Origin of the sequence: Roseateles depolymerans (assembly GCF_003387155.1) — a bacterium.
Classification (GTDB): Bacteria; Pseudomonadota; Gammaproteobacteria; order Burkholderiales; family Burkholderiaceae_C; genus Roseateles; species Roseateles depolymerans.
Map to the genome: position 1 here is coordinate 1308849 of NZ_QUMT01000001.1, position 12553 is coordinate 1321401.

Annotated in this window: 10 protein-coding genes and 3 pseudogenes; 10 read left to right on the forward strand and 3 right to left on the reverse strand. The window is 65.0% G+C overall.

The window, feature by feature from the left end; all coding sequences use genetic code 11:
• From hemN to DES44_RS05850, 10 genes are all read left to right on the forward strand, one after another.
• Positions 1–1509, forward strand: coding sequence for an oxygen-independent coproporphyrinogen III oxidase (hemN, locus tag DES44_RS05805; RefSeq protein WP_083525708.1), 1509 nt, complete (start codon positions 1–3; stop codon positions 1507–1509).
• Between the two features lie 14 nt (positions 1510–1523).
• On the forward strand, positions 1524–2384 hold the full coding sequence (locus tag DES44_RS05810) for a sulfite exporter TauE/SafE family protein (protein ID WP_058935818.1): 861 nt from the start codon (positions 1524–1526) through the stop codon (positions 2382–2384).
• Positions 2385–2480: 96 nt separating this feature from the next.
• A complete protein-coding gene (icd, locus tag DES44_RS05815) occupies positions 2481–3734 on the forward strand; it encodes an NADP-dependent isocitrate dehydrogenase (RefSeq protein WP_058935817.1) in 1254 nt (417 codons plus the stop codon).
• Between the two features lie 740 nt (positions 3735–4474).
• Positions 4475–5143: a hypothetical protein gene (locus tag DES44_RS05820; protein ID WP_147306966.1), complete on the forward strand. Its 669-nt coding sequence runs from the start codon at positions 4475–4477 to the stop codon at positions 5141–5143.
• 87 nt (positions 5144–5230) lie between these two features.
• Positions 5231–5668, forward strand: coding sequence for a hypothetical protein (locus DES44_RS05825; RefSeq protein WP_058935814.1), 438 nt, complete (start codon positions 5231–5233; stop codon positions 5666–5668).
• Positions 5665–6465 carry a Fic family protein gene (locus tag DES44_RS05830; protein ID WP_147306967.1) on the forward strand — a complete coding sequence of 267 codons (801 nt, stop codon included), beginning with the start codon at positions 5665–5667 and terminating at the stop codon, positions 6463–6465. The genes DES44_RS05825 and DES44_RS05830 overlap by 4 nt, the downstream gene beginning before the upstream one ends.
• A complete protein-coding gene (locus DES44_RS05835) occupies positions 6462–8594 on the forward strand; it encodes a peptidase domain-containing ABC transporter (protein WP_083525707.1) in 2133 nt (710 codons plus the stop codon). Before DES44_RS05830 ends, DES44_RS05835 begins: the two co-directional genes overlap by 4 nt.
• Complete coding sequence (locus DES44_RS05840) at positions 8591–9079, forward strand: DUF6932 family protein (protein WP_058935811.1); 489 nt, start codon at positions 8591–8593, stop codon at positions 9077–9079. Before DES44_RS05835 ends, DES44_RS05840 begins: the two co-directional genes overlap by 4 nt.
• Entirely contained in the window at positions 9063–10352 is a 1290-nt protein-coding gene (locus DES44_RS05845) for an HlyD family secretion protein (RefSeq protein WP_083525706.1), read from the forward strand. The genes DES44_RS05840 and DES44_RS05845 overlap by 17 nt, the downstream gene beginning before the upstream one ends.
• Before the next feature lie 6 nt (positions 10353–10358).
• Positions 10359–11273 carry a hypothetical protein gene (locus DES44_RS05850; RefSeq protein WP_058935809.1) on the forward strand — a complete coding sequence of 305 codons (915 nt, stop codon included), beginning with the start codon at positions 10359–10361 and terminating at the stop codon, positions 11271–11273.
• 103 nt (positions 11274–11376) lie between these two features.
• On the opposite strand, the pseudogene DES44_RS05855 reads toward DES44_RS05850, so the two are convergent.
• From DES44_RS05855 to DES44_RS05865, 3 pseudogenes are all read right to left on the reverse strand, one after another.
• Positions 11377–11874 (reverse strand): annotated as a pseudogene (locus DES44_RS05855) (Tn3 family transposase); the annotation flags it as partial.
• Positions 11868–12272, reverse strand: a pseudogene (locus tag DES44_RS05860) (IS5 family transposase); the annotation flags it as partial. The pseudogenes DES44_RS05860 and DES44_RS05855, both read right to left, overlap by 7 nt.
• Before the next feature lie 20 nt (positions 12273–12292).
• Positions 12293–12487, reverse strand: a pseudogene (locus DES44_RS05865) (TRAP transporter large permease); the annotation flags it as partial.
• Between the last annotated feature and the right edge of the window lie 66 nt (positions 12488–12553).

Genomic DNA, 12553 nt, shown 5'->3' on the forward strand with positions numbered 1-12553 from the left:
ATGAACATCGTCATCACACCGGCGGGCGCTTCGTCGGAGAGATATGCTTGCAAAGACACCTGCACGAATCGATGCGGGTGCAGCGGCGATGCCGCCCACGGCGCTCCCACTCGCAGCCTGGTGGACGCGGACATCCTGCGCCGCTTCGACGTGGCCGGCCCGCGCTACACCTCCTATCCCACTGCGGACCGCTTCTCCGACGAGTACAGCGCCGACGGACTGATCCAGGCGCTGCGCGAGCGCGCAATGTCGGCGAGGCACGAGGAGCCGGTCTCGCTGTACGTGCACATTCCGTTCTGCGAATCGGTCTGCTACTACTGCGCCTGCAACAAGGTCATCACCAAGCACCACGACCGCGGCGCCCCTTACCTGGACGCGCTCAAGGCCGAGCTGGCGCTGCTGGCCGAGCATCTGCCGGCCGACACGCCCGCGAGCCAGTTGCACCTGGGCGGCGGCTCCCCGACCTTTCTGTCCGACGACGAGATCGGCCGCCTGATGGACCTGCTGCGCAGCCAGTTCGAGCTGACCGAGGATGCCGAGGTGTCCATCGAGGTGGACCCCCGCACGGTGGATGCCACCCGCCTGGCCGCGCTGCGCCAGATGGGTTTCAACCGTCTGAGCTTCGGCATCCAGGACTTCGACCCGGACGTGCAGCGCGCCGTGCACCGCGAGCAGTCCTACGACAGCGTGGCCGCCCTCATGCAGACCGCGCGGGCGCTGGGATTCCAGTCGATCAACGCCGACCTGATCTACGGTCTGCCCGAGCAGACGTCGGCGTCGTTCGCCCGCACCATCGCGCAGGTGGCCCAACTGCGCCCGGACCGCATCGCCCTGTACGGCTATGCGCACCTGCCGGAGCGCTTCAAGCCGCAGCGGCGCATCGACAGCGAGACCCTGCCCACGGCGGGGGACAAGCTGCAGATGCTGTCCCACGCGCTGAGTGGCTTGCTGGCCGAGGGCTACACCTATATCGGCATGGACCATTTCGCGCTGCCGGAGGACTCGCTGGCCGTGGCCAAGCGGGAAGGGCGGCTGCAGCGCAATTTCCAGGGCTACAGCACCCAGCCGGACCGGGATCTGATCGCCCTGGGCGTGTCCTCCATCTCCCGCATCGGCGCGCACTATTCGCAAAATGCCAAGGACCTCAGCGTCTACGAAGAGGCACTGGCGGCTGGACGCCTGCCCGTGGAACGCGGCCTGACGCTGGACAGCAATGACCTTCGCCGGCGCGACATCATCATGACGTTGATGTGCCAGGGGCGGCTGGACATGCAGCGGTTTGAGCGGGACCACGACCTGTCGTTCGCGCAGGAATATCGGGAGGAGCTGGAACGGCTGGCGCAGTTGCAGGGTGATGGTCTGGTGACGGTGTCCGAGCACCTGATCGAGGTCACGCCGCTGGGCTGGTATTTCGTTCGGGCCGTGGCCATGGTGTTTGACCAGTATTTCCGTCGCCCGCGCGCCGTGCAGCCGGACGCCGCACCTGTGCGCTTCTCGCGCATCCTGTAAGGGCGGAGGTCGCGATGCTGGACGTGGCGCTCATGGGCTCCGCCTTCCTGATGGGGATGGCGGGGAGCGTGCATTGCGTGTCCATGTGTGCGGCGCCCTGCGCGGCGGTGACCGGCGGCCGGGGGACCGCGTCGGCCGCCTTTCACGCGGGGCGTTTGGCCAGTTATTCGCTGGCCGGTGCGGTGGCGGCCTCCAGCATCGGGCTGCTGTGGCAGTGGGAGCAGGCGGCATCCTGGCTGCGTCCGTTGTGGCTGGGACTGCACCTGGCGGTGCTGGCGCTGGGCTTGTGGCTGCTGTGGCGGGGAGAACAGCCGCTGTGGATGCAGCGGCGGTGGGAGCGGGCGCCCTCGGGTGCCGCGGCCGGATCTGCCACAGGACGCTCCACCCTGGCCGGACTGGCCTGGGTGGCCTGGCCCTGCGGCCTGCTGCAATCGGCCTTGCTGGTGGCGGCGCTGGCTACCGGGCCGGTGACCGGGGCGCTGGTGATGGCGGCGTTCGCCCTGGGGTCGTCCCCCGGGCTGTGGGCGGGCCCCTGGTTGCTGCGCCGGCTGGCTCAGGCACGGGCAACGAAGCCCGCGGAGGCCTCGGTCATTCAGTGGTGGGGCCGGGCCCCCGGGCTGGCGGCGGGGCCGGCGCTGGCCTCGGCGGCGTCCACTGGGCTTTCCATCCCGGCGCCGACCGGCGGTTCACCCCCTCAGACCGGCCCGGAGATGGGCCCGCACCTAGGCCCCGACCCAGACCTCGCCACGTCCCCGGACACAGGGGCAGCCGGCCTGCGCTGGGCGACCCGCCTGTCGGGTCTTTTGCTGAGCGCGGCGGCCCTGTGGGCGCTGGGTCATGGGCTGTGGGTCCAGATTCGCGCGTATTGCGGCTAGGGCCTTCCGACATCGCCATCAGCGGGGCCGGCTGCTGTCATAGAATCGGCGCTTCCGGTTAATCACCCCCACCACGCGATTCGCGGAGACGACTCCATGTACCAGCACATCAAGGTGCCCGAGGGCGGGCAGAAGATTACGGTCAACGCCGACTTCTCGCTCAACGTTCCCAACAACCCCATCATCCCGTTCATCGAGGGTGACGGCACCGGTTTTGACATCACCCCCGTGATGATCAAGGTGGTGGACGCAGCCGTGGCCAAGGCCTACGGCGGCGCCAAGAAGATCCACTGGATGGAAATCTACGCCGGTGAGAAGTCGACCAAGGTCTACGGCCCGGACGTCTGGCTGCCGGAAGAGACCCTGAAGGTCCTGAAGGAGTACGTGGTCTCCATCAAGGGCCCGCTGACGACGCCCGTGGGCGGCGGCATCCGTTCGCTGAACGTGGCCCTGCGTCAAGAGCTGGACCTGTACGTCTGCCTGCGCCCGGTGCGCTGGTTCAACGGCGTGCCTTCCCCCGTGAAGGAACCCGAGAAGACCGACATGGTCATCTTCCGTGAGAACTCGGAAGACATCTACGCCGGCATCGAATTCGAAGCCGAGTCGGACAAGGCCAAGAAGCTGATCAAGTTCCTGCAGGAAGAGTTCGGCGTCAAGAAGATCCGTTTCCCGGAAACGTCGGGCATTGGCGTGAAGCCGGTGTCGCGCGAGGGCACGGAGCGTCTGGTGCGCAAGGCCCTGCAATACGCCATCGACAATGACAAGCCCAGCGTGACCATCGTGCACAAGGGCAACATCATGAAGTACACCGAAGGTGGCTTCCGTGACTGGGCCTACGCCCTGGCGCAGAAGGAATTCGGCGCCGAGCTGATCGACGGCGGCCCGTGGTGCAAGTTCAAGAACCCGAAGACCGGCAAGGACATCGTGGTGAAGGACAGCATCGCTGACGCGTTCCTGCAGCAGATCCTGCTGCGCCCCGCCGAGTACTCGGTGGTGGCCACGCTGAACCTGAACGGCGACTACATCTCCGACGCTCTGGCCGCACAGGTCGGCGGCATCGGCATCGCCCCGGGTGCGAACCTGAGCGACTCCGTCGCCATGTTCGAAGCCACCCACGGCACCGCACCGAAGTACGCAGGCAAGGACTACGTGAACCCCGGTTCCGAAATCCTGTCGGCTGAAATGATGCTGCGCCACATGGGCTGGACGGAAGCGGCTGACCTGATCATCTCGTCGATCGAGAAGGCCATTCTGTCGAAGAAGGTCACCTATGACTTCGCCCGCCTGCTGGACGGCGCCACGCAAGTGTCGTGCTCTGGCTTTGGTCAGGTGATGATCGAGAACATGTAATCTCGGTCGGTCGAGATTCGGCCCGGTGATGCCGGGTTGATGCAAGAAACCCCAGTGCGCGAAAGCGGCTGGGGTTTTTTCTTGGGTGTCAGAGTGCGGTGGCGAATGACGATGCCTGTTCAGGCGCGTCCAGCGGTGTGAGCCTTCGGCTGCCTAAAGGGCTTTCAACGATGCGCGCCTACACCTGCCTAGCAGTCGTGCCGGTCTTCGAGGATGGCTTACGTGGTGCTGCGTCTAGGGTGGGTGCCGCACCGAGCCACTCAGGACGGACCTGTGGTGTTCATCCTGTACCCAAACTTCAAGAAGCTCAGCGGACAGACAGATGCGGAAGTGATCAGCCTTGGTGGCAGATGAGGCCCCCGTTTTTTAGCCGAGGTCACAGCCCTCCTCATTCGGTGATGACATTCCAGCCTTCCGTGAAACACTGATGAAATACTCGCATTCATAACAAAGCGAATCCTGTAAGAGCTTTCAGTTGACGGTATCCCCAAATTGATACTGAACGCAGGAAACCCTCAGGCTTAACCCTATCCTCCATCCGTGGGAGTATTGGTAACGAACAAGAGTTGTTAACGTAGCGTTTCCGACATGCGAATGCCGTGACATAAACGTCGTGGCAATTCATGTCCGGGGAGGTGCCATCGGCAGCTGCTTCAACCGCAGGTTGACTCCGCTTCACAACCGAATGGCGAAGTTTCAATTCTTTCTCATACCCAATGCGAAATCTTTCAAAAGAAGAGTTGGATCTCATTATTGGCGGCAACAGTCTGCCCGGTGTCACCATCATTGGATCCCCTACTCCAGACCCTGACTGGCCCCCACCGTTCGATTATCCGGATCCTCCCATCGGAGGAGGCGGTGAAGGCGGCGGTGGTGGCGGCGGAGGCGGAGGCGACGAGCCGGATCCTGATCCCTGCCAGCACACCAGTCCGCCGCCCGCCGTGGTCCCCTCCGGCACGACCCTTGAAGCGGTGCGGGACATCATTGCGGATATCGCCAGCACCATCCGCGGCATGCAGCACTACCAGACCCTGGAATACGGCGCCATCGTCGTGCGCCAGGCTGACGGCACGCTGCGCAGTGGCAACATCTCCATCGGCACGCCCGACCACGTGAATCTCAGCATCGGACTGCTGCCGGGAGAAACCATCGTCGCCTATATCCATTCGCACCCGGTGCGCTACGACGGCGTGGACAACGGAGTTCCGTCCAATGGATCGAATGCCGCGCAGGCCGGTGGAGATACTGGCGAAGCCGCGAAGCTTCTGCAGAATCCACGGACCGATCCGGGTGGCTTGATGTATATCCTGGATGCCAACAATGGTGGCGTCTATGAGTACACGATGAAGGGCGGAGAAAACCGGACAAAGGGTCCCGACATTTCTCGGGACACAACCTGCGGACATTAATGTCTCGGCTTGAATTTGGCGTCTGACGCCACATTTTGGCGGCCGATACGCCCCAGTATCGGCCCCTTTCCCGGAGCGTATATCGCAATGAAATTCCAGTTCTTGCTCGCATTGTCCGCCGCGCTGTCGGCGCCCGTGGCCCAGGCGGCCGATGAAGTCACACGCGTGGAGGTCCGCAGCCTCGACGTCCGCCGTGCCGCCGATATCGTCATGACCTACCAGGTCGTGTGCCAAGACCACGCCTACACCTTCACCGCGCCGATGTCGCCGGTCAACAGGCGGGCGTTGTCGCTGTTTGTGCTGATCCGTGCCGGAGATTCTCGCAACGTCGATCTGTCCGACACGGAGCTCGGGCGCCTGATGCGCGATCCTGCCGGCACCGGAGAACTCGGCTTCGGATGTGGCGACGGCGTGTACGTCCGCTATCAGGGCGCCAGGCTGCCCAAGCCGGGCGGTCCGCTGGAACCCGTCACCGTCCTCTTTCGGCTCGGCAAGGACGGTGGATTTTCCACCGAGCGCCAGTGATTCCTACCGCCGAGGTTTCGGTAACGCAGGTCGCCTCCCCCCCGCCGAACGAGTTGTCGCGGCGACGCAGCGTACGGTTCGATGAACTGATCGATCTGCGGGCGATCCACCGACCTCAAGCGCACCAGTGGTCCAACTTCGCCGAGTGGCGACAGCCTGCGATGCGCGATTACCTCGCGGTCATCCCCGTCAGCGGCTTCGAGTCGCTGGAACATGAGCTGTACCCGTATATGGAAACGATGGATCCGCTGTCCACTCCGAAATTCGGCGTGTCGCTGCTGGAGCAGACGGCTGCCGACCAATGGACGGAACAGCATGGCACTCGCCCGCCCCGAGTGACCGAATGGCTTGCGCTGATCAGGCAGATCCACCCCGAGGCGGTCTGGCGCCGCCAGGACGTCTTCATCGCGGACGCGCGCGGCAGGCCGGTCATCCGCCTGTGCGATGCGGAGACGATGTCCCGGCTCCTTGCGCAGCATGACGCACTACCGGCATCGACCTGCGCCGACCTTTCCTTCGCACTGTACGAGTACGTGCTGATCAACAACCTGCACCCGCTGACGGACGGGAATGGTCGCCTGTCCAGGATGGTGCTCAACCTGCGGCTTCGCGCCCTGTATCGCCATCCGTCGCTCTATCTGCCGATCAAGGAAGCCTGCCTGCACGCTCGGGCCGGCTATGAAATTGCGCTGCGGCAAGTCGAACTCCAAGGTCGCTGGGCCCCCTTCCATGATTTCATGCGCAATCTGTTCGACCTTCTTTTTGCGGCGGGCTACCGCGTTGGAAGCGTCCAATGAGTGCCACCTCGATGCCGCTGCAAAGCGAAGCCTCGGAGTGCGGGCTCGTGTGCCTGGCCGTTGCGGCCAACCGGCTCGGCGCCGGACTCGCGATGGCGGACCTGCGCCGTCAGTTCCCACCCGCAGCGCGCGGAACCTCGCTGCAGCGGCTGATCGAAATCGCTGGCGAGCTCCGACTCCAGGCCCGGGCCATCCGCTGCGAACCCGACGACCTGGCCACGCTCGATACGCCGAGTCTGCTGCACTGGCGGGGCAATCATTTTGTGGTGCTGCTGGGCAGGCGCTTTGGCAAGCTACGGATCTTTGACCCCGCCGTGGGGGAACTTCACCTCACGATCGCCGAGCTCTCACGGGACTTCACTGGCGTGGCGCTGGAACTGCGCACGGACGCCGGCTTCGAGCGCCGCAAGCAACCGTCGCCCCTGTCGATCTTCTCGTTCATTCAGCTGTCGGACGACCTGGTCAAGGGCCTGGGCTATGCCCTGTTTTTTTCCGTGCTGCTGCAGGCCTTCGCCATCATCACGCCGATGTTCTTGCAGGTCTCCGTGGACAGCGCCCTGTCGCAATCGAACGAGGACTTCTATCTGACCGTCGCGCTGGGGTTTGGCGCGCTGTGCGTGCTCAACGTGCTGCTGGAGGGCATCCGGTCCTTCCTCGTCGGGCGAATCTCGCTGCACTTGTCGTGGGGCATGACCCGGCGCCTCTTCCGTCAGATGCTGCGCCTTCCCCTCCCGTGGTTCCAGCGTCGGCGCCTGGCTGACGCGGTCTCGCGCTTCGATTCCATCGCTCACATCCGCCAGTTGGTCTCCGGCGGTTTCGTGTCGTCGATGCTGGACGCGGTGCTGCTGGTGTTCCTGCTCGGCGCCGTGGCCTTCTATTCAATCAAGCTGGCCCTGCTGATGCTGGTCAGCACCCTGATCGTCGTGGCCATCCGCCTGGGCACCGTGGGCAAGTCCATGAGCCTGGGCGCCCAACAGCTACAGGCGGACATTGCCGAACGCGGTTTCCGTATCGAAACGGTGCGGGCGATGCAGTCCATCAAGGCCGCCGGGGCCGAGCTGCAGCGCGAGAGCGTGTGGGCCAGCCGCTTTGCGGCCACCATCATGTCGGCCGAACGGCAGGAGCGATTCAGGATCGTGACCCAGGCCGCAGCCAGTCTGGTCGAAGGACTCTCCGCGGTGGCACTGACCTACATCGGCGTGCAGGAGAGTCGTGCTGGGGTGATGACCATCGGTGCGCTCTATGCGGTGCTGTCCTATCGCCAGCAATTCACCAACCGGACCGGATCGTTGCTGACCTACCTGGTGTCCTGGAGGCAGACCGACCTGCATTCCCATCGCGTGGCGGACATTGCGCTGTCCCCCTCGGAGCAAGCCCTGCATGCAGGCACCGGCCGGGTGGACCGACTCGACGGCAGCTTCGAAACGAAGCATCTGTCGTTCCGCTATTCCCCCGCCGATCCGGTGGTGCTCGACAACATCAGTTTCACGGCCCCTGCCGGAAGCTTCATCGCCATCACCGGCCCGTCCGGGGCGGGCAAGAGCACCTTGCTCAAGATCCTCGCCACCCTGTATCCACCGTCCGCCGGAGAGATCCGCCTCGATGGCGCGGCGCTGTCGACCCTGTCGTTGAACGACGTGCGGGCCCGCATCGGCACGGTGCTCCAGGAAGATGAACTGCTGGCGGGAACGATCGCGGACAACGTGTCGTTCTTCTCGCAGCAGACTGAAGTGGATTGGGTCTGGGAATGCCTTCGCATGGCGCAGATGGATCGGGACGTCCGGGCCCTGCCCATGCAGCTGTCGACGGATGTGGGCGACATGGGGTCGACCTTCTCCGCAGGCCAGCGTCAACGGCTGATCCTCGCCAGGGCGCTCTACAAACGGCCCTCCATCCTGCTGCTGGACGAGGCCACCGCTCATCTGGACCCGGCCAATGAGGCGCGCATTCATGACGTGCTGAAGCAGATGGCGATCACACGGATCGCGGTCGCCCACCGTCCGGAAATGGTCGCCCTCGCCGATCAGGTCTTTCATCTTCAGAACGGGCGGCTGACAGCGGTTCCGCGCGCGGTGCCGACGCCAGCGGCAGCTCCGGCACGCGCGACCGTCCAGGAGCTGCGGGCATGATGGCGGACTTCCCGCGCTTCAGGGACGCGATCGAACGCTGTGGCCCGCAGCAGTCCTCCCCGCATCCGATGACCTTCAGCGAGTTGCGACGCCTCGTCGAACATGACGCGCGACGCAGTGAGTTGCTCATCCGGCTGCTGGCCTTGTGCCGGCACATGGCCGGCGAGATGAGGGTGCCTTGCGCGCTGATCGGCGGCAGCTTCGTCCAACCGCATCGAGCGGTGCCGAAGGACCTGGACTGCGCCCTCTACTACGCGATGCGCGACCCGGCCCGCACCGGACAGGACCGCTTGCGAGCGGCATGGCGGATCGCGGCGGATAGCGGCATCGACGCGCGTTTCATCCCGCTCGACGCGGATCCGCTGGTACTCATCCGCATGACCGCATTCATGACCAGTCTCTATCACGCCCACCGCCCCGGAGCGCGTCCGCCGACGCCCGAGCCCGGGCTCCTTCTGGTGTCCTTCGATGAACACGACTCCTGACTCTCAGCCGCTCCTGCGCCAAGAAGCGTTGGCCGCCGGAGAGAATGGCTTCGGCCGCCCCGTGACGCTGCCCCTGCGAGCCGCACGTCTGACCAGCCTGGCGATCGCGGCCATGCTGCTGCTGGTGGTGGCGGCTCTGCTGTTCGTCTGGTTTCCGAAGATCGAAAGCGCGGAGGGATACCTGCTGCCCAGCGGCGGCTTTACTCGCGTGGTCGCGCCGCGAGACGGCATTGTCACGGAGGTGCGGGTCACGGAGGGCACGGAGGTCCGGGCCGGTGCGGGCATAGCCAATGTCCGCATGGACACGCATTCGTCGCAGGGGACGGCCGCTCTCGGCATCCGACTGGAAGACAGCGAGAAGGCGGTCGATCTGGCGCGCCTGCGCACGTCCGCCGTGCAGTCCACCCATCAGATCCGCATGGCCCAGAACGCAGCGGACCGGCTGGACCTGGAACGTCAGAGCGTCCTGCTGGAGGAGACCATCCGCATTCACGCCGAGCGTCTCGACCGGATGAAGAGCACGCTGGCGGACCAGGAGCGTCTGCAGAAGGAAGGATTCGTGGCCGCTGGCGCGTTGCGAGAGACCGAGCTCCGCGTTCTCGAGATGGCGCAGGCCCTCAATGAGAAGAAACGCGAACGCCAGTCCCTCGTTGCCCGGCTGGAGGGCTTGTCCGTGGAACGCCAGCGCCTGGCGGCGACCAATGAAGTCGAACTGGCGCAGGCCCGGGAATCCCAGCTCGGCGCGGAGAGCCGTCGCAACGAGACGCGGCTGGGTGGCGAGTACGCGCTGGTCGCTTCGGTGGATGGCGCCGTCACCAATGTCGCGATGAGCGTTGGCGATCCTGTCAGCACGGGCCAGCTCGTCGCCGCCATCGTGCCTGCGGGCGTGCCGCTGATTGCGGAGGCTTGGGTGACCTCGGCCGTTGCCTCTCGCATCCGTCCCGGCACCCGCGTCAATGTGAAGATCAATGCCTTCCCGTACCAGACCTTCGGGATCATCAAGGGCGTGATTCGTAGCGTGGGGGCGGTGCCGGCGACGCCGAACGACTTGCCCTTCAACTTCAAGCTGAACGAGCCCAAAATCCGCGTTCGCATCGGACTCGACCGCCAGACCATGAGCCACGGCGGCGAAGTGGTGCGACTGCCGGCCGGCGCGCTGATGAGCGCAGATTTCATCGTGGAGGACCGCCGATTGCTCGACTGGATGTTGGCCCCATTGCGCGCGAGTCCCATGGATGTCAGGCCCGCGGCGCTCGCTACGCCGGCCAGCTGAGTCGCCATGGATGCATGCGATTGGAAGCGACTGTTCGACCGGCTTGACACGGCGAAGGATGTGCAAGCCGCGCTGGCGAGCCTGATTGAGCCGGATCACTGCCCCTGGGTCCAGACCAAGTTCCCGGACGAGGCGCAGGCGGTCATGGAGGCCGTGGCTCGCCGCTTCTCCGTGAACGCAGGCAATGTTCAGATTGTGGGGTCGGGCCGTTTTGGCCGGTCGCTGCTTACGTTGCGTCGGTTTGCTCCCGGCCGCTCTGACCTCGACGTCGCGGTGATTGACGCCGCTGGCTTCGACAAACACGCCGCCGAATGGACGCCCGAAGGCCCGTCGGTCGGCCGCTCCTACCTGGCTGCGGGCATCCTTCGGCCCGACTTGTTCTCGCAGGCCCCCTGGAGTCGCGACTGGCAAGCCTGGACGGAGGCGCTGAGTCAGTTGCATCGGCAGGCGTTTCGCGAGATCACGGTGACGATGTATCGCTCCCTGACCGATCTGCGGGTGAAACAGCAGTACGCGCTTTATCGGCTGGGAATGGCCCGGGCACTGGCTGCGCGACGCGGTGACTGCCCATCGGGACCGGCACACGACGCTCTGCCAGGCGACGCTATGGCACAGGTTGCCGCCACACACCAGGCGCCGCGCGCTGGCTTGCCGGCTGCGGACGCGATCGACATCGTGACGACGCTGCTCGGCGCCGCGCCCCGCCAGGTCCGGCTTGTTGGGGCCTCCATGAGCCCAGGCGCTGCGCGGGTCACCTGCCGGTACGACCTCGCGCCAGCGGTGCTTCCCGGAGCGCACTTCCAGTCATTGCGCGCCATTCGGGACGCTTTTTCCGCCTGTGGGCTGACGCTGCAGCTCATCCCCGACAGCGCGAGCGCCTGGAGCCGCGTCAGCAGCATCGGTGGCGTCCGCACCGCCTGACGCCTGACGTCAAGACTGGCGTGGCACCACCGATGGGCTGGGTGGCCAATCAGGTTGGTGGGCACTCAGTGGGGTCGCCTCAGAAAACGGAAAATAAAGCACGCTAAGCCGGTTGCAGCGGTCGTAACGGCCTGAACTTGCCCGCACCGATCTTGGCGCTGCTGCGCCAGAGGTAGTCGCCAGTCAGATTGATGTGTTCCCAGCCTAGCGGCGACAGGTACAGCAACAAGCCGTCATCGACGGCATGGCCGTTGCCACGCAGCCCGTGTGCAGCCCGCTCCAGGTAGACCGTGTTCCACAGAACGATGGCCGCCGTCACCAAGTTGAGACCACTGGCTCGGTAGCGCTGGTGCTCGAAACTGCGGTCGCGGATTTCACCCAGCCGATTGAAGAACACAGCACGAGCCAGCGCGTTGCGGGCTTCGCCCTTGTTCAGTCCAGCATGCACGCGGCGGCGCAGCTCGACGCATTGCAGCCAGTCCAGGATGAACAGCGTGCGCTCGATACGGCCCAACTCGCGCAGGGCCACGGCCAGGCCGTTCTGGCGTGGATAGCTGCCAAGTTTTCGGAGCATCAGCGAAGCCGTCACGGTGCCCCGTCGGCATTCTTGGTCGAGCTCGGCGCCGAGATCAGCGTCGCATCCACAGCGGTTCCGGAGCGCAGCATCAAACCCTTGTGCTGCAACAGATCGTTGACCACTCGAAGCATGTCCACCGCCAGGTTGTGCTTCTCCAGCAGATGCCGGAACCTCAGGATGGTCGTCTCGTCGGGCAGGCGATCCGCCGCGCCGTCCAGCCAGGCGAACTCCCGGTACAGCGGCACGTCGTGCAGGGCCTCTTCCATCGCGGGATCCGACAGCCCAAACCACTGCTGCAGGTAGTGGATGCGCAGCATGGTCTCGATGCCAAACGGCGGTCTGCCGGTCTTGGCCTTCGGGTAATACGGCTGCACCACCTGGACCAACACGGCCCAGGGCACCACATGCTCCATCTCCTCCAGGAACTCACGCTTACGCGTTAGCTTATGTGCAGGTAGCTCATCACGTACGAGAACAGCAGCGACATGCCGATGATGAACATCAGCATGGTCGACTCCTTCAAGGTCGACGTGAGGATGGGCGCCACGTCCCGCGGCCGCCAGACGTCGTAGACGCCGGCGATCAACGCCAGCACCAGCGCCAGCAGCGCGCCGAGACCAGCCGTCTCCGACGGCGTGCGTTAATCAAGAAGTACGAGCGCCAGCACAGCGTGCGTCGCATGTGCAGAGTGATGCAGGTTCAC